Origin of the sequence: Rhodanobacter sp. A1T4, assembly GCF_014207185.1 — a bacterium.
Taxonomy (GTDB): domain Bacteria; phylum Pseudomonadota; class Gammaproteobacteria; order Xanthomonadales; family Rhodanobacteraceae; genus Rhodanobacter.
Genome location: NZ_JACHCP010000001.1, coordinates 621627 through 644583, shown reverse-complemented (window position 1 = coordinate 644583; position 22957 = coordinate 621627). Strand labels below are relative to the sequence as shown.

Genomic DNA, 22957 nt, shown 5'->3' with positions numbered 1-22957 from the left:
TTTCGGGCTTAATGTGAACTGAAGCGTTTACTTTTTAATACGGGCCGAATCCCATGGATTTATTCCCGGGTCAGCCGGACGACGACGCAGCAGCCAGCAGCCGTGGATGTCGGCCCGACGAGCGAAATCGAACGGGATGCTGGGCACCGTCCATTCCTCGATCACGAAGCGCTGTTCCAGCTCGGCCTTGTCCAGTTTGAAACGTCGGAAATTGTTGGAAAACACGATCACGCCATCGCGCGTCAATCGCTCGTTACAGGCATCAAGCAGCTTCACATGATCGCGCTGCACATCGAAATCGTCGGCACGCTTGGAATTGGAGAACGTCGGCGGATCGACGAAGATCAGCCCGTAATGACCGCGGTCACGCTGCAGGAATTCCAGTGCGTCGAATTGCATCAACCGATGGCTTGCGCCACTGAATCCGTTGAGCGCGAGATTGCGCGAAGCCCATTCCAGATACGTGGCTGACAGATCCACACTGGTGGTTTCCAGCGCGCCGCCGGCAGCCGCATGCACGCTGGCCGTCGCGGTATAGGCAAACAGGTTGAGGAAGCATTTGCCATCGGCCAGCTCGCGCACTTTTCCACGCACCAGCCGGTGGTCCAGGAACAGACCGGTATCCAGATAGTCGGTGAGGTTGACCAGAAACTTCAGGCTGTCCTCTTCCACCTCGATGAACTCATTGCGCTGGTCGAGCTGGCCGTACTTCGAACCGCCCTTGCCGCGCTCGCGGGTTTTCAGCGCGATGCGCTCGCGCGGCACGTTGAGTACTTCACCCGCGACGCGAGCAATCTCGCGCATGCGCAGTCGTGCCACGTCGGGCGGCACATCGGCAGGCGCGCGGTATTCCTGAATGTGCAGATGATCATTGCCATGCGTATCGCCATAGACGTCGATCGCCGCGGCGTACTCGGGCAGATCCTGGTCGTAGGCACGCCAGCAGTGGACGCCTTCGCGGGTCAGCCGCTTGCGCAAGTGCTTGACGTTCTTTTCCAGCCGGTTCTTCAGCATCTGCGCACCGGCCGACAGTGGCTTGGGCTCGCGTGGTGCTTCGTCCCGCTTGCTCAGGTCGAACGTCAGCAGCACGGTTTCCAGTGCGCCGTTGTACAGCGTATAGCGCTTGTCGGCATGCAGCTGCATGGCCCGGCCAAGCTCCACGTCGCCGGCCAGCACGGCAGCGCGCCAGCCGGTGAAGCGAGCGCGCAAGGCATCGCCGACGGCGCGATACAGCAGCGGCATCTCGGCACGTTCGCCCAGGCGTTCGCCGTACGGCGGATTGGTGATGACCAGGCCGTAGTCGACGCCCGGCGGCGGCGCGGCGTGCGACACCTCCTGCCGATCCAGCGTAAAGAATCCGGCCACACCCGCTTCCTGCGCATTGCGTTTGGACGTCTGAACCATGCGCGGATCGGCATCGCTGCCGAAGAACACGCTGCGCAATTCGCGCAGGCCCTTTTCGGCACGCTCGTTCGCATCGGTCAACAGACCACGCCACAGTGTGATGTCGTGCTGGTGCCAGCCAAGGAAACCGAAGTATTCGCGGCGCAGGCCGGGCGCCACATCGGCAGCCATCAGCGCGCCTTCGATCAGCAGCGTGCCCGAACCGCACATCGGATCGAGCAGCGCGCCGCCAGCGGCGTACACCTCCGGCCAGCGTGCGCGCAGCAACATGGCGGTGGCGAGGTTTTCCTTCAGCGGCGCCTCACCCTGTACTTCACGCCAGCCGCGCCGGTGCAACGGCGTGCCGGCGAGATCCAGCGATACCGTCGCGCGGTCGCGGCGTAGCCTCAAGTTGATGCGGATATCCGGCTCGTCGGTATCCACAGCGGGCCGGTTGCCATCACGCTGACGAAACTGGTCGACCACCGCATCCTTCACGCGCTGTGCAATGAATTGACTGTGCGTGAGCTTGCTCAGCGCCGTGCCCGCATCGACCGACAGCGTGCCGTGGGCGGCCAGATGCGTGCTCCAGTCGATCGATTGCACGCCGCGATACAGCGCATCGTCGTCAGCCGCATCAAAGTCCGCCAGCGGCAGCAGAATCCGGCTGGCCAGCCGCGACCACAGACAGGCACGGTAGGCGGTTTCCAGCGTGCCGGAAAAATGCGCGCCGGCCAGCGCTTCGCGGACATCGATCGCACCCATCGCGATCAGTTCGTCACGCAGCAGGTATTCGAGCCCCTTGGGGCAAGTAGCAAAGTAATGACTCATGCGGCGGTCGCCAATTGATCGAGCAGGCCCTGGAACTGCGCAGAAATCACATCCATATTCGCACCCAGGCGGTGATCGTCATCCAGCAGCAGCAGCGGCAGTCGATGCTTGCCTGCGAAGGCCTGCATGCCTTCGGGCGGGCAGACATCGTCGCGCCAGCCGTGGATCAGCATGGTGGGCACGCCGTGCCTGAGATCGAACGCCCGCGCATAGCCGGGGATTTCACTGGGCGTAGCCAGCAGCAGCAGACCGAGTACCGGCACATCCAGCGAGGCCAGACCCGAGACAAATGCACCCATGCTGGAACCCACCAGCAGTGGCGGCGTGGGCAGCGCCTCGATGGTGGCGCGCAGGCGGGCGATGCGCGGCGCGACGCAACCATCATGGCCGCGCGCATCGTCGTCGCGGTAATCCGGCCGTTGTGTCTGCCAGCCCTGGGCTTCGGCCTGCGCAGCCAGCGCGCTGACCTTGGTGGCATTCGGTTCGGAGTTCAGGCCGTGCGAAAGAATGATCTGGCCGCGCATGGCGGACTCCGTATAACTGCAATAAGTGAGTTGCACATGGTAACAGGCAGCGTTTCCGGCGAGACTTGGCCCATGTCACTGACCATCCACGATCAACCGCTGCCCTATATCGACCAATTGCCCGAGCGCGACGTCGGCGCAGTGGAAGTCGTGGTAATCCACTGCACCGAACTGCCGGATCTGGCCATCGCTCGCGAGTACGGTGAAAGAGCGCTGCATGAAAACGGTACTGGCAACTGCGGCCACTACTACGTTGATCGCGACGGCGGGATTTATTGCTACGTCCCGCCCACTCGGGTGGCCAACCACGTGCGCGGCCACAATCCGAACTCCGTAGGCATCGAGCTGGTGAACCTGGGCCGCTATCCGCATTGGTGGGATTCGCGCCACCAGATCATGACCGAGCCCTACACCGACGCGCAGATCACCGCATTGGTCGCCCTGCTTGAGCAGTTGCGCCTCGATCACCCGAACCTCCACGCTATCGCCGGGCATGAAGATCTGGACACCGCACGCATGCCAGCCAGCGACGACGCATCAAAGGAAGTGCCGCGCAAGCTCGATCCAGGTCCGCTGTTTCCCTGGGATCGCGTGCTACACGACAGCGGACTGACTCGCCGAGCCTAGGGGCCAAGTCAAACGGTCCGCAGCGGGTGATGGATCGGCTACCGCTATAATCGTGGCACTCCACCTGTACCGAGCCAACGCCATGCTGGAAAATCACGTCGCCGAACTGGTCGATCTGCTGCACCTCGAGCGGCTGGAAGACAACCTGTTCCGCGGCCAGAGCCGCGACATCGGCACCCAGTTCGTGTTCGGCGGGCAAGTTTTGGGACAAGCACTGGCAGCGGCGCAGAATACGGTCGATCCGATCCGCGAGGCACACTCGCTGCACGCGTATTTTCTGCGTGCCGGCGATATCGATGCTCCGATCGTCTACAGCGTGGAGCGCACCCGCGACGGCGGCAGTTTTTCGTCGCGCCGCGTGGTGGCGATCCAGCATGGACAACCGATACTCAACGGCTCGGTCTCGTTCCAGGTGCCGGAAAAGAGCTTCGAGCACCAATCCTCGATGCCCGAAGTTCCCGTACCGGAAGATATCGAACCCATGCAGCCGCTGAGTGCCGAGCAGCTGACCAAGCTGCCGGTAAAGCTGCAGCGCTGGCTGGGCGTGGATTCGCCGATCGAGTTCCGCCACGTATGGCCGCAGGACAGACTGCATCCAGTCAAGCGACCGCCGATCCAGCACATCTGGTTCCGCGTCGCCGCACCAGTAGACGACTCACCCGCGCTGCATCGCGTGCTACTGGCCTACGCGTCGGACTTCAACCTGATCGGCACGGCCACGCTGCCGCACGGCATTTCCTATTACACGCACAACGTGCAGATGGCCAGCCTCGACCATGCATTGTGGTTCCATCGCCCTTTCCGCGCCGATGAGTGGCTGCTGTACTCGTTCGACAGCCCCACCGCGCAGGGCGCCCGCGGGTTTGCCCGTGGGCAAATTTTCAGCCGCGACGGCCGGTTGGTGGCCTCCACCGCGCAAGAAGGCCTGATCCGCCTTCGCGGCGATTGATACACTAACTAACTATGCGCCAGATCTATACCTCCCAGCGACAGGAAAACATCGACCGCGTGGTTGCCCTCATGAGCGAACACGCCATCGAAACCCTGGTTACCAACCGCTCCAACTGGAATCGGCCCAGCTACCAGCGCTTCAGCTATTCCGAACGCACTGAAGATCGCGAAACCTGGCCGCAGGTGTGGATCAGCCGGGCGGACGACTACACTCGTGCCCGTGAACTGCTGCGCAGCATCGGCATCGAGCCGGTCATCCGTCACGGCGAGGAGCTGGCGGCCGCGCGCAATCCCACGCCCACCATTCAGCGCCGTGGCACCGTGGTGCGCGTACGTCGCATCGTGATGATCGCCGTGCTTGCGGCCTGCGCCATGGTCGTACTGCGGTACATGCATATCGTCTAGCGATGCAGCGGATGATTCATGCCGCATCGCTTCGTGCTGCCGCAACGGCATAGAATCGGAGCATGCGCGCCGAGCCCACCATCCGCCTGTTCCAGACGCTGCCCCACGCCTGCGGCTATTACGCCGAACGTACGGCGCAGAATCTGGTGATCGACCCGGCCGCACCGCAGCTCGACAAGCTTTACGGCCCTGCGCTTGAACAGGGGTTTCGTCGCGCCGGTGGTCACCTGTATTTTCCACAGTGTCCGCAGTGCCACGCCTGCACCCCGTGTCGCGTGAATGTGGAAAATTTCCAGCCGGATCGCTCACAGCGCCGCTGCCTGAAACGCAATGCTGATCTCAGCATCAGCGAATCGATACCCAGCTACAACCGCGAGCGACATGCGCTATACGAAAGTTATCTGCGTCGCCGCCATGTCGGCGGTGGCATGGACGAAGCGGAAGCCAGCGACTTCCGCCGCTTCCTCACCGCGCCGTGGAGCCCCACGCTATTTCTGGAAATCCGTAACGGCGAGCGTTTGCTGGCTATCGCCGTCACCGATGTCTGCCTCACCGGTGTGTCCGCGGTCTATACCTTTTTTGATCCTGCTGAATCCGCACGTAGCCTCGGCACCTTCGCCATCCTGCAGCAGATCGAACTCGCTCGCCGCCGCGGCATACCCTGGCTGTATCTGGGCTTCTGGATAGACGGCCATCCGAAGATGGATTACAAGCGCCGCTTCCAGCCGCTTGAAATTCGCAAAGCCGGCAGCTGGTTACCGATGCTGCCTTCGTAGGTTGGGATGAGCATTGGCGAATCCCAACGCCGCGGCACGACATGTTGGGATTCGCGTACCGCTCATCCCAATCTACGCAAGATCAGGCATTTTCCGGCAACTTCGCCACTTTCGGATACGGGTATAACGTCTCCAGCGGAACCGACAAACCATCGTTGCCAACCACGCGGCAATGGCTGCGGTTGAGCTCACGGGGCTCGCTGACGCCGCAGCTATGGGCGATGATGCCGACCTCGTGCATCAGGTTGTCGGCATAGTGGAATACCCGCTCGCTCTTGTCGGCAACCACTAGGCCGCGCTGCAACTTGGTGTTCTGCGTCGTAATGCCGGTCGGACAGGTATTGCGATTGCACTGCAGTGACTGGATGCAACCCAACGCCAGCATGAAGCCGCGTGCCGAGTTGACGAAATCCGCGCCGATCGAGAGGGCCCATGCCACGTCATAGGCGGTGATGCACTTGCCCGAACAAATCACCTTGACGCGCTCACGCAGGCCCTTGGTAATCAGCATGTCGAGCAGTGCCGGCAATGCCTCGTGCAGCGGCAGGCCGACACCTTCCATCAGCGTCTGCGGCGCCGCGCCGGTGCCTCCTTCGGAGCCATCGACGATGATGAAATCCGGTGCGCTCTGAATACCTCGCTTTTTCACCTCGTCACAGAGATCGCCGATCCAGTCCACCCCGCCCAACACCGCCTTGAAACCCACCGGCTTGCCGGTGAGTTCGCGGATATGCGCGATCTTGTCGAGCAGCTGGTGAATATTGCCGATGTCCAGATGACGGTTGGGGCTCTGCGAGTCCTTGCCGACCGGGATGCCGCGGATCTCCGCGATTTCCCGCGTGACCTTGGCCGCCGGCAACAGGCCGCCCATGCCCGGCTTGGCGCCCTGCCCCAGCTTGATGCTGACCATCTTCACTTGCTTGTGTGCGCAGATCGCCAGCAGCTTGTCATCGTCCAGCTGACCGTCTGGCGTGCGCACGCCGTATTTGGCCGTACCGATTTCGAACACGATGTCGCAACCGCCCTCAAGGTGGTACGGCGCCAGACCACCCTCGCCGGTATCCATCCAGATGCCCGCCTTGGCCGCGCCGCGCGACAGCGCACGCACCGCAGGCGCTGACAAAGCGCCGAAGCTCATCGCCGAGATATTGAAAAACGCGGAGTGGCTATATGGCTCGCGCGCATACGGGCCGATCGTGACTGGCACGGGCTCGACGTGCTCCTGGCCGAGATCGGGAAACGGCGCATTGACGAAAAACGGTACGCCTTCCGCACGCAGGTCACGGCTGGAACCGAACGCCGCCGTGTTGTCGACGTTCTTGGCGGCACGGTATACCCAAGTGCGCTCGGCCCGATTGAACGGCATCTCCTCGCGATCGCTGGAATACAGGTACTGGCGAAAGAATTCGCCCAGATGCAGAAACCAGTAGCGAAAATGGCCCACCACCGGAAAATTGCGCAATACCGAATTGGCCTTCTGATTGCGGTCGATGAACCACATCGATGCGATCACCACGACACCAAGCGCCAGCACCATCAGCGCAATCGCCGCACCGATTTCCACCACCACGATCAACCAGTGTGCGAAGCCCGTCGATTGCATATTCGTTCCCTTGTGTCGTTGGCGTCGCGATGCGGACGCGGAGTTTTGTCGTTTCGGGCGGAGCCTAACCCATAAGGTTTACCGGATTACAGCTCAATGCGCAGGCAACCTGCCGCCCGCTTTGCCTTGGCTACCGCTGCCTCCACCGTCTCGGCGCGTGCCAGCGTCACACCCATGCGCCGACGTCCTTTCACCGCCGGTTTGCCAAAGATGCGCAGCTGCGTATCCGGCTCGGCGAGCGCCTCGGCCACGCCGTGATACCGAGGTGCCTCCCCTTCACCTTCGACCAGCACGGCACACGACGCCGAGGGGCCGTTCTGATGGATCACCGGAATCGGCAGCCCGAGGATCGCCCGCGCGTGCAGCGCAAATTCGGAAAGCTCCTGCGAAATCAACGTCACCAGCCCGGTATCGTGCGGGCGCGGGCTGACTTCGGAAAAAATGACCGCGTCACCCTTGACGAAAAACTCGACGCCGAACACGCCCCAGCCACCCAGCGCGCCGGTGATCGCTTCGGCTTGGCGCTGTGCTTCGGCCAGCGCAATATCACTCATCGGCTGCGGCTGCCACGATTCACGGTAGTCACCGTCTTCCTGACGATGGCCGATCGGTGCACAGAAACTCACGCCGCCCTTGTGACGGACGGTGAGCAAGGTGATCTCATAGTCGAAGGCCACAAAGCCCTCGACGATGGTGCGCCCTTTGCCTGCACGGCCGCCGGACTGCGCGTAATCCCACGCGGCCTGCAGTTGGTTCTCTCGCTTCACCACACTCTGGCCCTTGCCCGAGGAACTCATCACTGGCTTGATCACGAACGGCAGGCCGATCGCCGCCACGGCTTCGCGGTATTGCGCTTCGTCATCGCAGAAGCGGTAGGGCGAAGTCGGCAACTTCAGCTCCTCGGCAGCGAGTCGACGGATGCCTTCGCGATCCATCGTCAACCACGCAGCACGCGCGGTGGGAATCACGTGCAGACCTTCCTTTTCCATGGCGATCAGGGTCGGCGTGTGGATCGCCTCGATTTCCGGCACCACCAGATCGGGCTGCTCCTGCTCGATCACGGCGCGCAACGCGTCGCCATCGAGCATGTCGATGACGTGGCTACGATGGGCAATCTGCATCGCCGGCGCATTGGCATAACGATCCACTGCGATCACCTCGACCGCAAATCGCTGCAGCTCGATAGCGACTTCCTTGCCCAGCTCGCCGCAACCCAGCAACAGCACGCGAAACGCATGCGACGAATGAGGGGTGCCGAACGGTTTCATCGGGTGCTCCTGAGGCAAACCCGCATTGTAGGGCGAGGCCAGGGCGAACGGCCGGTCACCAAACGACAGGCCAGCATCCCGGTCAGGCGTCCTGCCACAAGGCACTTGAATTAGATATCATTTTGATATCTAATTTTATCTCCACGGGAGGATCGCACCAATGAACGAACGCAAGGGTTTCTCGATTGCCGGCATTCCTTTCATCGCTGTCTGTCTGCTGCTGTTGGCGATGGGGTTCGGGTTCGGCATCCAGGCAAACGGCGGCTTGCCACTTTGGCTTCCCGCCATCGGCGTGCCGATTTTTGCCATCGCGGTGTTTGTAGCGAAAGGCTTTTTCCAGGTCGCCCCGAACGAGGGCCAGGTACTGCAGCTGTTCGGCAAGTACGCCGGCACGGTGCGCGTTGAGGGTCTGCGCTGGACCAATCCATTTTTCAGCAAACAGCGAATCTCGCTGCGCGTGCGCAACTTCGAGAGCGGCAAGCTCAAGGTCAACGACAGCGACGGCAACCCGATCGAGATCGGCGCCGTGGTGGTGTGGCAGGTGCTGGATACCGCTGAGGCCGTGTTCTGCGTCGACGACTACGAAAACTATGTGCACATCCAGAGCGAGTCGGCATTGCGGCAGATGGCGCAGAGCTATCCCTACGACGCGCACGATGACAGCAAAGCCTCGCTGCGCAGCCACGGCGAGGTGATCAACTCGCACCTGCGCGACGAGATCCAGACACGACTCGGCAAGGCCGGCGTGCAGGTGGTCGAGGCGCGCATCAGCCACCTCGCCTACGCACAGGAGATAGCTCAGGCGATGCTGCAGCGGCAGCAGGCCGGCGCCATTATCGCGGCCCGCACGCAGATCGTCGAAGGCGCGGTGAGCATGGTCGAGATGGCGCTCGACCAGCTCTCCAAGCGCGGCGTGGTGCAGCTCGACGAGGAGCGCAAGGCGTCGATGGTCAGCAACCTGCTAGTGGTGCTGTGCGGTGAGCGCGGCACGCAGCCAGTGGTGAATACTGGCTCGCTGTACAGCGGTTGAGGCGCTCGGCATGTCCACACAACTTTCCGAATTGCTGACCCAACTGTTTCCCGCCACCATTCTCGCCGTGCTGGGTTGGGTCATCCGCACGAATGGCCCGCAGGGTTTCGTGCACGGCATGGTCGACTGGAGCAAAGTCGACGATGCCATGCGTCGGCGCGCCGGCCGGGATGTCGGCAACCTCCTGTTTGCGATGGCCATCTGGATAGTCGGCTATGTCGTATTCCGCTATCAGGGCGCATACGACCAGGCGACCGACAATCTTGCCCAGGTGATCTTTGTTGGCGGCATCAGCGTGCTGGTGATCGTGATGATCTTCGTGCTGCTGCGACTGCGGGAGACCAAACCAAAGCATGGCCGCTGACAAAAAAGCCTACCCGCTGCGCATCAGCGCTGATGTGCTGAAGGCCATGCAGCAGTGGTCGGACGACGAGCTGCGCAGTGTCAATGCGCAAATCGAGTATGTGCTGCGGGAGGCGCTACGCAAGGCGGGCCGCCTGAAAGCCGGCAAGACATCTACCGCCGATGACGAGAGCAACTGAACTGCTGACCTTCGTTTTGCACGCTGCATTGCCGCGGGTCAGCAGCTGCTAACCCGCTCTGGATCAAGGGCCGTTAGCGGCAACCATTTGCAACTGCGGCAGCTTCAGCTCGCCGAGCTTGCCATCGTCACCGACGACAAACAGACGACCATCGCGTTGCGCGAGGGCGTTTGCATCATTGAGGCCATGCCGCACGGCAACACGCCGCACCAGGCTGCCATCAACCGCGTTGTAGATGCTCAGCTGGTCGCTCTGCCCATCGCCCACCAACAGCCAGTCGTGACTGGCGTCGTGCCAGTGGACCAGCATGTTGGATGTGGGCGATGCCGGGCCAGCAAGACGTGCCGCGTGGCTGAGACCAAAGCCGCTCATGACAACCACGACGAGCGCGGCGAGCATGGCGGAGGCCGGCAACCAGGGGGACATTCGCAAGCGATTGGCGATGTTCATGGCTGCATGCTGACGCCATGGCATGACACGGGGATGACGCCGAGCCTGCCTCAAGTCGCCAATCGGCTCGAATCGATACCTTCTTTCAACACGCTTCAATCAGCGCGGGCACGAAGCGACAGGCCAAGCGCCAGCCAGCCAATGATGAAAGCCAGGCCACCAAACGGCGTGATGATGCCCGTCCAGCGCGGCGCTCCGAGCGCCAGCGCGTAAAGGCTGCCACTGAATAGTGCGATACCCAGAGCGAAACAGATGATCGCAACCCGTCTGCTGCGGCCACCGCCGACAGCCACGGCCAGCGCGAGCGCCAACGCGTGCCATACGTGATAGTTCACTGCGGTATGCCACAACTCGCTGTGGTGCTGGTCGAGTACGGCCTGCAGCGCATGCGCACCGAAAGCACCCAGCAGCACGGCGCTGGCGCCGGCTGCGCCGACCAGTAGGCCGGTGCGTGTACTGACAATTTGACGCATGGGTCCGGGACTTCCTGATTGACGAACACCGAGCTGCAGCCGGTGTCGTATGCTTGACGGGATGAACTTGCCGAATTCTCGCATGAAGCCTCTGCCATCACTTCGCCTCGCGCTGCTATTGCTCTTGCTCGCTGTCATCGCGTTGAGCGGCTGCGATAGCAGCCAGAAGCTGCCGTTCCGACTGACCGACGTCAGCGGCCATATGCCCGATCTCGATTTCAAGCTCACCGACGATCACGGCAAGGCGGTGACTGGCGCGGATTATCGCGGCAAGGTGGTAGTGCTGTACTTCGGCTACACGCACTGCCCCGATGTCTGCCCGCTGACGCTGGCACAGCTGCATGTCGTGATGCAGCGGCTGGGGCCGTTGGCCGACAAGGCGCGCATCCTGTTTGTCAGTGTTGATCCGGCGCGCGACACGCCGGCAGTGATGCACACCTATGTCAATGCGTTCGACCCCCGCGCGATTGGCCTTACCGGCGACGCGCGCGACATCGAGGCGCTGAGCAAACGCTACCGCTCCGCGTATACGCGCGAGCCGAGTGGCAAGGATGGCAGTTACGAAGTGAGCCACAGTTCGGCGATCTACGTTTTCGACAACAAAGGTGGCGCGCGCGTACTGGCGACGCCGGCCGACTCACAGGATGATCTGGTGCACGACCTGCATCTGCTGCTGGACACCGGAACCCAGTCATGAAATCACACACATTGCTATTTCTGCTTGCTGGCTTGATGGTCGCAAGCAGCACTAACGCCACGGAAGCCGCACACGTCCAGGCCAGCCATGCGTGGCTGCGCGTGTTGCCGGGCGACCTACCCGCCGGCGCATATGTGACGCTGGAAAACGATGGCGATCAGCCGGCGGTGCTGAGTGGCGCCAGTAGTCCGCTCTATGCTGACGTAATGCTGCACAAGAGCTCCAGCGATGGCGGCATGAGTCGCATGGCCATGGTCGACTCGCTGAGCGTTCCCGCACATGGCAAAGCCATACTGGCACCAGCGGGTTACCACTTGATGCTGATGAAGGCGACCCACCCGGTGAAACCCGGCGATACGATAACGCTGAATCTGAAATTCGCGGACGGCAGCACGCTTGCCACGAATTTCCTCGCGCGCCCGGCAAACGCTATGGACTCCGGTCCTTAGAGGCCGAACACAAGAATTACTTGTTCGATACAGCACCTGTAGCCGACCGCACGATCGGCTGTCTCGGCACACGACGTGGTAGCCGTCCGTTACGTGACAAGCGTAGCCACTGACGCAATGCCATCAGGCCGCCGATTGATTCGATCAATGCCGCCGGCACCCAGGTGATCACGCCGCCGATCAGCTGTCCAGTCAGCACGTTGAAGGTGAAGGCGCGACCGCAGATTTCGAAGATTGGATAGAGATCGGTTCTGGAAAAAGTCACGATAGCCCCGACCAGAATCTGCGGCGTCATGGTCACCGCCGGCGACAGTACGCGCAACCCGGCGATCATACGCCCTGGCGGATGCGGCCGGTGATCCAGTACCAGCGACCAGTAGGCGAAGCCACTGATCAGCATCGTCCAGTTCATGAAGCGGTACACGCGCCAGTCCAGCATCGCCATGGTCTGCATCGACGGGATCAGCCAGATCAGGATGAAACCGATAAATAGCACCGTCGCCACCGCTGGATTCAGCAGCACCCCCATCACCACACGCCACGGCCACGAGCGTTGCAACGGGCGCAGCACGCGCAGCCGCCACGCCAGCGGCAGGCCAGCCCGCAGTACGCTGGCCGGATAAGCCGTGACGATCAGCAGCGGCGCCAGATGGTGCAGCAACACCTGCTGGATGCGGTGCATGAAAAACTCATGCTCGGCGTAGTAATCGAGATACGTCTGCAGCGACAGATAGATGATCGCCATGCCGACCCAGAACACCAGCTGGCGACTGAAGCTCACCGACAGCCGACGGCTGCCGCGTACATAGAGCACGCAGGTTCCGAGGAAAATCGCCAGGAACACCCACGAGAATTCCCACGGCACCAGCCATTTCAGCAACGTGGCGATCATGTCGGCGCATTACCCAGGACAATCACCATTAGCGTCGCTCGCGGCTGCGCCGTGAACGACGCCAGCCGTATAGCAGTCCAAACAAGGTCACCAGAATGGGGACCAGGACGATATTGATGAACTTTAGCCGGAAACCCAGTGCATCGATTTCGGCATTGAGCTGATGCTGCACGTCACGCAGTTCCTTGTTGATCGCCAGCTGACGCTGACGGAACTGCTCGATCTCGCGGCGCTGTTCGGCGCTGGCCGTGCTGGGCTGACTACCCTTGGCCGGCTGCAGTTCATCCAGCCTGCGGCGGGTATCGGCAAGCTCTTGCTCCAGCTCGTGCTCTTTCTGAAGAAACTTCTGATCGGCCACGTTGCGCAACGCCTGCACGCGGGTGAAGGGCCGCTGCGAAGTCGAGCGTCCATGGATCGACAACAGGGCCGACGAGCCAGTGAGATTGTCGACCAGATTGGTAACGAAATCGCCGTTGTTGGCAAACACCCGCATCATGGTCTGCCCTAGAATGTTCTGCGGCTCCACCCATAGCCGGTCGGTGAGCAGATCCGTGTCGGCCACCAGAATCACCTCGGCATTCGGCACCGAGATTGCCAGGTGCCCGGGCTGACGTGCACGTTCAGGAAATGCCGACTCGAACGGCCCGCGCAACCGCGCCGCCAGCACGTAGTTCGCGTTATCTGGCCGGTAACCCTGCAGTAGCAGGGTGGGATCGTTGCTCGCCGCAATCACTCGCTGCGTTGACACCAGCTCTGCATCGAGACTGCTTTGCAAAAGTGGAATCAACCGGGTGCGCGCCGTCGGCGTCAGATCGAAATGGCCGGCATTGGATACGTCGATGCGCTGCAAACTCGCAGTGATGACGTCGTTGCGATTGAGCTCCTGTGAGCTCAGGCCGAGCATGGCCGGATGATTGAAACTGTTGCCGCCCAGCTCGATCGACAGCATGCGCGCACGGTCCAGCACGATCTTGCGTGGATCGAAAACGACGCCCCATGCCGCAAACAGCCGCGGCAAATCCGAACTCTGATCCGGTTGGCCGCCGATCACCGCGCTGGTCGACGTTTCCGTCGAAGTGTCCAGCTCGGCATCGGGGTCGACGAATACGGCGAGGTGACCGCCGCGCAGCACGTATTGATCAATGGCATATTGCGCGTCAACCGACAGCTGGCGCGGCTGGATCAACAACAGCATCTTCAAATTGTCATCGACATGCTTGAGCGTATCCATGTCCAGCGTCTTGACGTCGAACAGCTGGCCAAGCTGCTGCATCACAGCCCACGGCTGTTCGCCGAGTACCGGGTTGCCGTCGATCGGCAGCGAACTGAGCACACCGATTACCGGCTTGCTGGTCTGGTTTAGCTCGTACAGCAACTTGGCGATGTCGTATTCGAGGAACGCTTCGCGGGCTGGATCGAAAAACGGAATCGCCAGTGTACGTTCGACCGGGCGATCTTCCATCACATCGCTGTCGACCGCACCGGAGACGGCATTGCCGGCCAAACCAAAAAACATCCGCTCGCCGTTGGTGCCACCACTTGCTGCGGTGAGGCCGTTGCCCTCGGCGCTGGCCTCATCGTCGGAGTACGGCACCGGGTCGATGATCTGCAACTGGATACGCCCATGCGAACGCGCCACCATCTCCTGCAACATTTCGCTGACGCGCTGCTCGTAACTGCGCAGCTGCGGTAGATCGCGCGCCGCATGATCGGAAAAATACAGGGTGATTTTCAGCGGACGCTGCAACGTATCAATGATCTGCAACGTACCCGGGGTCAACGTGTACAGCTGATCGGTCGTGAGATCGACCCGCGACGCGCGCAGCCATCGGCTGGTGGTAACGATCAGCGTAGCGAAGATCAACATCAACAGCAGCAACAGGCCGTAGAGCACGGTGCGACGGCTCAGATGCATCGCCCTGGAAAACGCACGGCGCAAATGCTGAATGATTGGCGGCAGGCTGGCCATCGGTCAGCGCGTCCGTTTCAGGTCAAGCAGCAGCACGCCGGCGATCAACCAGCCGATCATGCTGATCAGAAAATACAGCAGGTCGCGAACATCCAGCACGCCCCGCGAGATCGCTTCGAAATGCTGCAACATGCTCATATGCGCAATGGCGCGGACGAGCTTGCGCGGCAGCGCGCCTTGAAAGAAATCCAGCACCTGCGGCTGGCCGACCAGGATCAGCAGCACGCACACCAGCGCCGTGAGGATGAACGCCACCACCTGACTGCGCGTCAATGCCGAAAGACACGCGCCAATCGCGATAAATGTTCCCGCCATCAGCCAGCTGCCCAGATAGCCTGCCGCGATTACACCGTTGTCGGGCGCACCTAGATAATTGACCGTGATCCAGATCGGAAAGGTCAGCAGCAGTGCCAGCCCGATAAACAGCCATGCCGCCAGAAACTTGCCCAGCATTGCTTGCCACAATGTCAGCGGCAGCGTCAGCAACAGTTCCAGCGTACCGCCCTTGGATTCTTCCGCCCACATGCGCATGGTGATCGCCGGCACCAGAATCAGGTATAGCCACGGATGCATCACGAAAAATGGCTGCAGGTCGGCCTGTTCTCGCTCGTAGAAGTCGCCGGCGTAGAACGTGAGCGTGCCTGCCAACACCAGAAAGATCACCAGGAACACGTACGCCACCGGCGTCACGAAATAACTGCGCAATTCGCGCCGCATCACCGCGTTGATCGGACTCATTCCGCCGTCTCCGAACTGACGTTGCGGCCAGCGTCGGCGTCCTGCGTGGTGATCTGGCGAAACACCTCGTCCAGGCGGCCACGTTCCAGCTGGATTTCCGAAACCTCGAGGCCCTGCTCACGCAGCAACGTTTCCACCGGCTCGAGAATGCGTTCACCGGTTTTCGGAAACACGGTGATGCGACCATCCAGTGGATCGACTTCGATCGATGCTACCTGTGGCAAGCGACCGAGCATTTCCTGCGACATGCCGGCCCCGGGTGCACTGAACGATACCGCGCCGTGATAACGCGAGCGCTGCTCCAGCTCCGCCGGCGTGGCGTCGGCCAGCAGTTTGCCGTGGGCGATGATCACCACGCGGTTGCACAGTGCATGCACCTCTTCCAGCAAATGGGTGGAAATCAGAATCGTCCGCTCGCGCGCCATCGTGTCGATCAGCTGGCGCACCGCATGCTTTTGATTCGGATCGAGGCCATCGGTCGGCTCGTCCAGCATCAACACAGGTGGGTCGTGCAGGATCGCCTGCGCCAGACCGACGCGGCGACGCAAGCCTTTGGACAGCGTATCGATGCCCAGCCCCAGCACTTCCTCCAGCTGCAGGCGGTGCACCACCTCGTCGAAACGCCGATACGCCGCGTCCGCTTTCAGCCCGCGCATGCGCACGATGAACTGCAAGAATTCGCGCACCGTCATCTCGCCATAGCTTGGCGCACCTTCCGGCAAATAGCCGAGCGCGCGCTTGGCTTTCAACGGCTCACGCGAGACGTCGTAGCCGCAGACGCGGGCCGTACCGGAGGTGGGAATCAGGAATCCGGCGATCATGCGCATCGCCGTGGATTTGCCGGCGCCGTTGGGGCCAAGCAGACCGAGCACCTGGCCCGGCTCGACGCGAATGCTCAATGCATCCACTGCAGTCAGGTTGCCATAGCATCGGGTGAGCTGGTCGGTTTCGATCATGTCCGCGGAAAGACTGTGACTGGACGGATCATCGAACGCCCGTGATCTGCATCATCGGCGCACGACATCCTGCTGCAATGTAGCGCAAGACTCCTGCGCGGTTAGGCATCGTTACGGGCAGATGGTTCGCCTGATGGATAAAAACAAAAGGCCCTTCCAGTGGGAAGAGCCTTTTGTTCATGCAACAGCGATCAACCTTACTTGCCTGCGCTGGCTGCCTGCGCAGGTGCTGCGGCGGCCGGCGCCGAGCTGGCACTGGCCGGCGAATCGGAGTCCGGTGACGGCGGCTTCATGCCGGCCTCCTGTTCTGGCGTCTGCAATGGCGCGTTGGTGATCGGCAGATAGATGTCGTATTTGGCATAGCTCGTGACGTTGCCGCCAGCATCCTTCACTTCCGGCGTCACCAGGATGTCGTACGAACGGTTGACGACGTCGTCGAACTTGTAGCCATGCGTCTGCGCATAGGCCTTGAGCATGTCACGCACCTGCGGCACACCGGCGAAGGTGCCATTCCAGACGCCCTCCAGTGTGGAGCCGCCGAAGGCGAGCAAGGCACGCACATTGCCGTCGACCACCAGACGACCAAAGCGATCACGGCTGCCCGGAGCAGCGTTGTCAGCCGCAGCGGGAGTTGCCGCGGTGCTAGCCTCAGCCGGCGCACCGGACGCGTCGAGCGCCGGCGGCGTTGCGACAGTCAGCTGCTGGCTCTGCCCGGCGACGGTCAGGGTGCTCGAGTCGATCGGCATCGCCACGTCGAAGGTGAACGTGTCATCGCCATAATTGGTGGTGATCAGCTCGCGCGGGCCGGTGATGTTGACACCCAGCTTCTTCGCTGCCGCCTGAATCTGGCCAATGGCCTTGTTGGTGGCGTCATCCAGACCATCCAGACCATCCTTGCGGGCAATCGAGGTGGACACCATGAGCACCGGCGCCTGCTGCGTCTGCGCGATATAGGGGATCAGCTCGCTGTAGTCGATGTTGGGCACGCCGGCCAGCACGTTCTGAAGGTTGTTCAGGCTGAACTGGATGAATGAATCGGGGTCGCCATGGATGTACAGATTGGCAAAGCGATTGACCAGATTCCAGCCGTAGGACACGTCATACGACCACTTCACCGTGGTCAACTGCCCGCGGCTGCCCTTGCGCTCCAGGTCCAGCGTGAAGTGCTTGTCCAGACCGCGCCAGCTGTTGTCCAGATCCCAGACGATGGAGGCACTCTTGGTGTTGCTGTCGATCTTGTCGAAGTTCGGGGTGGCGCTGGCAATGGTCAGGCCGCCGTTGCCGACTTTCGGGTCGTTAGCGGTCCAGCTGATTTCCGCACCCGGGCCGTAAGCTTTGCCGGAGAACTTGAAGTCCACGCTCGAATCAAGCGTACGCAGCACCGAGTAATCCGGGAAGCGGTGGAAGTTGTCCAGCACGTCATAAACCTGACGCAAGTCCTTGCCGACGTCCAGCGAGCGATCCACATGACCACTGCCTGGCATGACCACCGCTGCCAGCACGCCGAGTGCGGCGACGATGACCAGGGCAACAAGAAATTCAAGGGCACGCATCATTCCAGAGTTCTCCGAGCGTCTCTACGCCAATGACAAACAGCTTAAGTGTCTAAAAATGGATTGCCGGCTTCTGCACGAGCTCGTGCAGCAGTAACGGCGGGGTCCGGCACATGCCGAGCTTACGGATGTTACTTGCTCGCGGGCTCGAACGCCATGACGTTTTCCCCCGCCATCCAAAACGCGCAAACCCAGCTGCAGCGCCCGCGCCAACCCTATACGCCGAGCCGGACTTTCGTCGCGTCGCAGCAAAGTGCGCGGCGGCGAAAAGGGAGCAAACGGGCAAAATTCAGACGATGCCCAGTTCCAGCGCTTTCAGTACCGCCCGCGTGCGGTCGCGTACGCCCAGCTTGGAAAGGATATTGGACACATGGTTTTTCACCGTGCCCTCGGCCACTTTCAACGAATTGGCGATCTCTTTATTGCTATAGCCGCCGGATAGCAGGCGCAGAATTTCCGTCTCGCGTTCGGTCAGCGGATCGGGCTGCTCCAGGCTGGTGAACTGGTTATGCATGCGCGAGACGCCGGCCATCAGTCGCTGGGTCACCATCGGCGCCACCAGCGAACCGCCCGCCGCCACTGTGCGAACGGCCTCCACCAGCTGTTCCAGCGAAACGTCCTTCAGCAGATAACCGCGTGCGCCAGCCTTGAGGCCCTGCAGCACCAGCTGGTCATCGTCGAAGGTGGTCAGGATGATCGTCGGCGGCAGTTCGTTGCGTGCAGAAAGCGCCTGCAGCACTTCCAGCCCGCTCATGTTGGGCATGCGCAGATCGAGCAGCACCACGTCCGGCTTGATGCGCGGAATGTCCACAACCGCCTGGGCGCCATCGACGCACTCGGCGATCACGCGAATATCTTCAGCAAGATCCAGCAAGGATCGGACACCTTGGCGCACCAGATTCTGGTCGTCAACAAGACAAACGGAAATCATCGCGAATCCTCGGACAAACGTGAGCTCGCCAAACGCAGCTCGCAAAATAACTCGTGGAATGATGCACGAAGTAACGCATGAATTCGGCGGTGCCTGCCCTGCACGGCCGTCACTATTCTGGCACGACTGCCGTGATCACCGGGCTCTGACCGCAATGTTACGACACGCTCAAGGCTGGCGGCTCGAAGCGGGTCGGCGCATGCGCCAACGCGCTGTGTTCGCCCAGCGGCAGCCGCACGGTCAGGGCAAACCCCTGACTCATGCCCGTTTCCAGCGTCAGGCTGCCGCCAAATTCGGCCAGCCGCTCGCGCATACCCGAAAGTCCATTGCCTGGCTCGACCTGCGCCGCGCCGCGACCGTCATCACGGGCATGCAAGCCCAGCAGGCTCGCGTCAGCGTAGGCAAAGTTGAGCCACAGGTTGCGCGCGCCAGCGTGTTTGGCGGTATTGGTGATGATTTCCTGCGCGCAGCGCAGCAGCACTTGTGCGCGACGCGGATCTTCCATGCTGAAACGCGGCGGCATGGCCACGTGAATGCTGAGTCCTGGTACACCGTCGGTAAGGCTGCGCAGTGCCTGGGTCAGATCAATCGCGTCATCCTGGCGCAGCTCGCTGACCGCCTCGCGCACGTCAGCCAACAGATGCTTGGCCGTACTCTGCGCCTTTCGCACGTGCGCGCCGGCAGCTTCGTTGGTGAGATGGCTGGCCACTTCCAGATTCAGGCTGAGCGCGGTCAGATGATGGCCGATCAGGTCATGCAGATCGCGGGCGATACGCATGCGCTCGGCGATACGGCTGGACTCGGCCAGCAGCGCGCGGGTGGCGCGCAGTTCGGAATTGAGCCGTCGTTGCACCTCGCGCTGTTCGGCCTGCTGGCTGGCCACCGTGGAGGTGACGAACACCAGCACCGAAATGCCCAGATAAATACTGGCCTGCAGGAAACTCAGCGCGATGCTCTGGTCGTATTCGGGAAAAGTGACGAAAATCGCGACTAGGCTCAGCTGCTGCAACACCAGCCAGAGCACGCCCAGCCAGAACGGCAGCAGCCAAGGCAGCACCAGCGACGCCACCACCATCAGCATCGCCGACAGGCCGCTATGGCTATACCAGCCTACCGCCACGGCCATTGCCGTCATCAGGGTCAGCCCAAGCAGTTTCAGCACGGGGTGACGGCGCGAGCCCAGGTTGCTGGTCAGCAGCCAGTACATCAGGCCGAAGATGAGGTAACACAGCGTCCATAGCAGCAGCGCGAAATTGGGACGCTGCAACTGGTTCAGCCGCTCGGTCGCCCAATTGGTGATCAGTGGCGTACCCACCGACAGGTAGGTAAAAAAGCCCGCGTAGCGAAGCAGACGGGTGTGATTGAAAAAGGGCCAGCGCATACCGTGCATCATTGGCCGTGGCGGGCCATCGCGCAATGCGCGAGAAGTCATGCCTGATCCTTTGGCGATCCTGCGCCATGGCTTTACGAAACTCTTACTTACAGGTCGACTAGCTGCCGGGCCAACTACCTGCCGCGATGCGAGATGTAAGGGCCGCATCCGCATGCCATAATGCCATCTTGCACGAGGCAGCATCGGCCTCGTTATCGATCTCATCATTGCGGAGCAACGCATGGCTCTTGCCATCCGCGACGTGCACGAGCACGACCTGGATGCCGTACTGGCACTCAACAACACCGCCGGTCGCTCCATCCTCGCCCTTGACGCCAACCACCTGCGCTATTTCCACGATCACGCCGAGTATTTTCGCGTGGCGGAGATCGACGGCAACCTGGCCGGCTTCGTCATCGCCCTGCGTGAAGGCGGCGATTACGAAAGCACCAATTACCGCTGGTTCGCCGCGCATTACCCGCAGTTTGTCTACATCGACCGCATCGTAATCGCCAACGCCTACCGTCGACACGGTCTGGGCCGCATCTTCTATTCCGACGTGAACAGCTACGCCGAGGTTCGCGTGCCGCTGATGACCTGCGAAGTGTTTCTGGAGCCACGCGATGACGTCGTGGTGCTGTTCCACGGCACTTACGGCTTTCAGGAAGTCGGCCAGCAGCGCATGGGCAATGACGGTCCGCAGGTGAGCCTGCTGGCCAAGGATCTGCCCAGCTATACCTTTGTACGCGAAACCTGGCTCGATCACGGCGGCCTGCCGGACCTGCCCTGGCTGGCCGAGAGCACGCGCCTGATTTCACCGATTACTGTCTCATCAATCACCCTTTCACCGATTAGCAAGCCATCGTCCGGAGAACCCCGCTCATGAACGTCAAAGCGGAGACTTCCGACGCCTGCGACCTGCGCTTTGGCCAGGTCGGTATTGCCTGCGTGCGTGTGCGCCGAGTCGATGCAGCCGCACTGTGCGATGAACTGGAGCGGCGCGTGCGTGCCGCGCCAGCCATGTTTTCGCGCGCTGCTGTGGTGCTGGATCTGAGCCACCTGCTCGACCTGCCCGACGACGGTGCCGTCGATGCCCTGCTCGAAGCGGTGCGCAGCGCTGGCATGCTGCCGGTCGGGTTGGCTTATGGCACCAGCGAGACCGAGGCGCTGGCAAAACGCATGGGCCTGCCGCTGATTGCCAAGTTCCGCGCGGCCTATGAGCCGGCAGGTGGCAGCGAAACTGCGCCAGCCGCCGAACTGCCACGCAGCAAGGCGAAAACACGTGAGGAGATCCAGCCTGAGCCTGACCTGCGCGAACCGATCCTGTCCGCGCCAGCGCCCGGCACGTCCATTGGCGCCCAACATCACGCCGGCGCGGTGCGCTCCGGACAACAGGTTTACGCGCGCGACCGCGACCTGATCGTCACCGGCGCGATCGCCAATGGTGCCGAAGTGATCGCCGATGGCAATATCCACATCTACGGCGGCCTGCGCGGTCGCGCCATGGCCGGTGCCCAGGGCGACGAAAAGGCGCGCATCTTCGTATCCGACTTTCGCGCCGAGCTGGTGGCGATTGCCGGGCATTATCGGGTGTTTGAAAAAATTCCTGACGACCTCGAGGGCCAGTCCGTGCAATGCTGGCTCGATGGCGAAAAGTTGCTGATCGCCAAGCTCTAAATCTTTAAATCAATCAATTATAAAAATATTCCGGAGATGAGCCATTGACTGCTGAGATTATCGTCGTCACTTCCGGCAAAGGCGGCGTCGGCAAGACGACCACCAGCGCCTCCCTCGCCACCGGCCTGGCCATGGCCGGAAAGAAAGTTGCCGTCATCGACTTCGATGTCGGCCTGCGCAACCTCGACCTGATCATGGGTTGCGAGCGGCGCGTGGTTTACGACTTCGTCAACGTTGTGCACGGCGAGGCCACGCTCAAGCAGTCACTGATCAAGGACAAGCGCCACGAGAACCTGTTCGTGCTAGCGGCCAGCCAGACCCGCGACAAGGACGCGCTGACCCAGGAAGGCGTCGAGAAAGTACTCGATGGCCTGTCCGAGGACGGCTTCGACTACGTGGTATGCGACTCGCCAGCCGGCATCGAGAAAGGCGCGCACCTGGCGATGTACTTTGCCGATCATGCAGTGGTGGTGGTCAATCCTGAGGTCTCCTCGGTGCGCGACTCTGATCGCATCCTCGGCCTGCTTGCCAGCAAAACGCGGCGCGCCGAGCGCGGCGAAAAGCCGATCACCCAGCATCTGCTCCTGACCCGCTACAACCCGGCACGCGTCGCCATTGGCGAAATGCTCAGCGTCAAGGACGTCGAGGAAATTCTCGGCATCAGCGTAGTCGGCGTGATTCCCGAATCGGAAAACGTGCTGACCGCGTCGAACAACGGCATCCCGGTGATCGTCGACGCCAATTCACTTGCCGGTCAGGCCTACAGCGACACCGTAGCGCGCATCCTCGGCGAAGAACGTCCGCTGCGCTTTATCGACGTGCCGAAGAAAGGCTTTCTTCAGCGCGTATTCGGAGGTTGA

25 protein-coding genes are annotated in these 22957 nt (G+C 61.7%); 12 read left to right on the top strand and 13 right to left on the bottom strand.

Annotated features, from left to right (window positions below; all coding sequences use genetic code 11):
• Window positions 1-27: 27 nt before the first annotated feature.
• The gene (gene rlmKL, locus HDE80_RS02955) at window positions 28-2214 is read right to left on the bottom strand and encodes a bifunctional 23S rRNA (guanine(2069)-N(7))-methyltransferase RlmK/23S rRNA (guanine(2445)-N(2))-methyltransferase RlmL (RefSeq protein WP_184667646.1); all 2187 of its coding nucleotides are present in this window, start codon (window positions 2212-2214) and stop codon (window positions 28-30) included.
• Complete coding sequence (locus HDE80_RS02950; protein WP_184667644.1) at window positions 2211-2738, bottom strand: alpha/beta hydrolase; 528 nt, start codon at window positions 2736-2738, stop codon at window positions 2211-2213. Before HDE80_RS02950 ends, rlmKL begins: the two co-directional genes overlap by 4 nt.
• Window positions 2739-2810: 72 nt before the next feature.
• Between HDE80_RS02950 and HDE80_RS02945 the strand changes: the two genes are divergently transcribed.
• The 4 genes from HDE80_RS02945 to HDE80_RS02930 all read left to right on the top strand — a co-directional run bounded on the left by HDE80_RS02945 (window position 2811) and on the right by HDE80_RS02930 (window position 5497).
• The gene (locus HDE80_RS02945; protein ID WP_184667642.1) at window positions 2811-3365 is read left to right on the top strand and encodes an N-acetylmuramoyl-L-alanine amidase; all 555 of its coding nucleotides are present in this window, start codon (window positions 2811-2813) and stop codon (window positions 3363-3365) included.
• Window positions 3366-3447: 82 nt separating this feature from the next.
• The gene (tesB, locus tag HDE80_RS02940; RefSeq protein WP_184667640.1) at window positions 3448-4314 is read left to right on the top strand and encodes an acyl-CoA thioesterase II; all 867 of its coding nucleotides are present in this window, start codon (window positions 3448-3450) and stop codon (window positions 4312-4314) included.
• A gap of 14 nt (window positions 4315-4328) precedes the next feature.
• Window positions 4329-4721, top strand: coding sequence for a hypothetical protein (locus tag HDE80_RS02935; protein ID WP_184601429.1), 393 nt, complete (start codon window positions 4329-4331; stop codon window positions 4719-4721).
• 62 nt (window positions 4722-4783) lie between these two features.
• Window positions 4784-5497, top strand: a complete 714-nt coding sequence (locus HDE80_RS02930) for an arginyltransferase (RefSeq protein WP_184601430.1) — start codon at window positions 4784-4786, stop codon at window positions 5495-5497.
• An 82-nt stretch (window positions 5498-5579) separates the two neighbouring features.
• On the opposite strand, the gene HDE80_RS02925 is transcribed toward HDE80_RS02930, so the two are convergent.
• On the bottom strand, window positions 5580-7100 hold the full coding sequence (locus tag HDE80_RS02925) for an FMN-binding glutamate synthase family protein (protein WP_184601431.1): 1521 nt from the start codon (window positions 7098-7100) through the stop codon (window positions 5580-5582).
• A gap of 86 nt (window positions 7101-7186) precedes the next feature.
• The gene (gene purT, locus HDE80_RS02920) at window positions 7187-8368 is read right to left on the bottom strand and encodes a formate-dependent phosphoribosylglycinamide formyltransferase (protein ID WP_184667638.1); all 1182 of its coding nucleotides are present in this window, start codon (window positions 8366-8368) and stop codon (window positions 7187-7189) included.
• Between the two features lie 160 nt (window positions 8369-8528).
• Here purT and HDE80_RS02915 point away from each other — a divergent pair, with 160 nt between their 5' ends.
• The 3 genes from HDE80_RS02915 to HDE80_RS02905 are packed head-to-tail and all read left to right on the top strand — an operon-like array spanning window position 8529 to window position 9940.
• Window positions 8529-9398, top strand: a complete 870-nt coding sequence (locus HDE80_RS02915; RefSeq protein ID WP_184601433.1) for an SPFH domain-containing protein — start codon at window positions 8529-8531, stop codon at window positions 9396-9398.
• 10 nt (window positions 9399-9408) lie between these two features.
• Window positions 9409-9762, top strand: a complete 354-nt coding sequence (locus HDE80_RS02910; protein ID WP_184601434.1) for a hypothetical protein — start codon at window positions 9409-9411, stop codon at window positions 9760-9762.
• Window positions 9752-9940 carry an Arc family DNA binding domain-containing protein gene (locus HDE80_RS02905; protein ID WP_184601435.1) on the top strand — a complete coding sequence of 63 codons (189 nt, stop codon included), beginning with the start codon at window positions 9752-9754 and terminating at the stop codon, window positions 9938-9940. The genes HDE80_RS02910 and HDE80_RS02905 overlap by 11 nt, the downstream gene beginning before the upstream one ends.
• A 63-nt stretch (window positions 9941-10003) precedes the next feature.
• Here HDE80_RS02905 and HDE80_RS02900 read toward each other — a convergent pair whose 3' ends face one another.
• Both HDE80_RS02900 and HDE80_RS02895 read right to left on the bottom strand, forming a co-directional pair.
• A complete protein-coding gene (locus HDE80_RS02900; protein ID WP_184601436.1) occupies window positions 10004-10390 on the bottom strand; it encodes a hypothetical protein in 387 nt (128 codons plus the stop codon).
• Window positions 10391-10485: 95 nt separating this feature from the next.
• Entirely contained in the window at window positions 10486-10863 is a 378-nt protein-coding gene (locus tag HDE80_RS02895; RefSeq protein ID WP_184667635.1) for a DUF423 domain-containing protein, read from the bottom strand.
• 82 nt (window positions 10864-10945) lie between these two features.
• On the opposite strand from HDE80_RS02895, the gene HDE80_RS02890 reads away from it, so the two are divergent.
• Together HDE80_RS02890 and HDE80_RS02885 are read left to right on the top strand one after the other, a co-directional pair.
• Window positions 10946-11560, top strand: a complete 615-nt coding sequence (locus HDE80_RS02890; protein WP_184667633.1) for an SCO family protein — start codon at window positions 10946-10948, stop codon at window positions 11558-11560.
• Window positions 11557-12009 carry a copper chaperone PCu(A)C gene (locus tag HDE80_RS02885; RefSeq protein ID WP_184667631.1) on the top strand — a complete coding sequence of 151 codons (453 nt, stop codon included), beginning with the start codon at window positions 11557-11559 and terminating at the stop codon, window positions 12007-12009. The genes HDE80_RS02890 and HDE80_RS02885 overlap by 4 nt, the downstream gene beginning before the upstream one ends.
• A 16-nt stretch (window positions 12010-12025) precedes the next feature.
• On the opposite strand, the gene HDE80_RS02880 is transcribed toward HDE80_RS02885, so the two are convergent.
• From HDE80_RS02880 to HDE80_RS02850, 7 genes are all read right to left on the bottom strand, one after another.
• Window positions 12026-12901 carry a cytochrome c oxidase assembly protein gene (locus HDE80_RS02880; protein WP_184667629.1) on the bottom strand — a complete coding sequence of 292 codons (876 nt, stop codon included), beginning with the start codon at window positions 12899-12901 and terminating at the stop codon, window positions 12026-12028.
• Between the two features lie 28 nt (window positions 12902-12929).
• Complete coding sequence (locus tag HDE80_RS02875) at window positions 12930-14816, bottom strand: Gldg family protein (protein WP_184667832.1); 1887 nt, start codon at window positions 14814-14816, stop codon at window positions 12930-12932.
• Between the two features lie 57 nt (window positions 14817-14873).
• Window positions 14874-15608 carry an ABC transporter permease subunit gene (locus HDE80_RS02870; RefSeq protein ID WP_184667627.1) on the bottom strand — a complete coding sequence of 245 codons (735 nt, stop codon included), beginning with the start codon at window positions 15606-15608 and terminating at the stop codon, window positions 14874-14876.
• Window positions 15605-16564, bottom strand: coding sequence for an ABC transporter ATP-binding protein (locus HDE80_RS02865; RefSeq protein ID WP_184667625.1), 960 nt, complete (start codon window positions 16562-16564; stop codon window positions 15605-15607). The genes HDE80_RS02870 and HDE80_RS02865 overlap by 4 nt, the downstream gene beginning before the upstream one ends.
• Before the next feature lie 197 nt (window positions 16565-16761).
• Window positions 16762-18120: a polyketide cyclase gene (locus HDE80_RS02860; protein WP_184667623.1), complete on the bottom strand. Its 1359-nt coding sequence runs from the start codon at window positions 18118-18120 to the stop codon at window positions 16762-16764.
• Between the two features lie 286 nt (window positions 18121-18406).
• Window positions 18407-19048 (bottom strand): response regulator transcription factor, encoded by a 642-nt coding sequence (locus tag HDE80_RS02855; protein ID WP_184601445.1) that lies wholly within the window; start codon window positions 19046-19048, stop codon window positions 18407-18409.
• Between the two features lie 157 nt (window positions 19049-19205).
• The gene (locus HDE80_RS02850) at window positions 19206-20429 is read right to left on the bottom strand and encodes a sensor histidine kinase (protein ID WP_184667829.1); all 1224 of its coding nucleotides are present in this window, start codon (window positions 20427-20429) and stop codon (window positions 19206-19208) included.
• A 232-nt stretch (window positions 20430-20661) separates the two neighbouring features.
• Between HDE80_RS02850 and HDE80_RS02845 the strand changes: the two genes are divergently transcribed.
• Genes HDE80_RS02845 through minD form a run of 3 tightly spaced genes read left to right on the top strand, consistent with a single transcriptional unit; the run spans window position 20662 to window position 22957 of the window.
• Window positions 20662-21306 carry a GNAT family N-acetyltransferase gene (locus HDE80_RS02845; protein ID WP_184667621.1) on the top strand — a complete coding sequence of 215 codons (645 nt, stop codon included), beginning with the start codon at window positions 20662-20664 and terminating at the stop codon, window positions 21304-21306.
• Entirely contained in the window at window positions 21303-22097 is a 795-nt protein-coding gene (minC, locus tag HDE80_RS02840; protein WP_184667619.1) for a septum site-determining protein MinC, read from the top strand. Before HDE80_RS02845 ends, minC begins: the two co-directional genes overlap by 4 nt.
• 44 nt (window positions 22098-22141) lie before the next feature.
• Window positions 22142-22957 carry a septum site-determining protein MinD gene (minD, locus tag HDE80_RS02835; protein WP_184601448.1) on the top strand — a complete coding sequence of 272 codons (816 nt, stop codon included), beginning with the start codon at window positions 22142-22144 and terminating at the stop codon, window positions 22955-22957.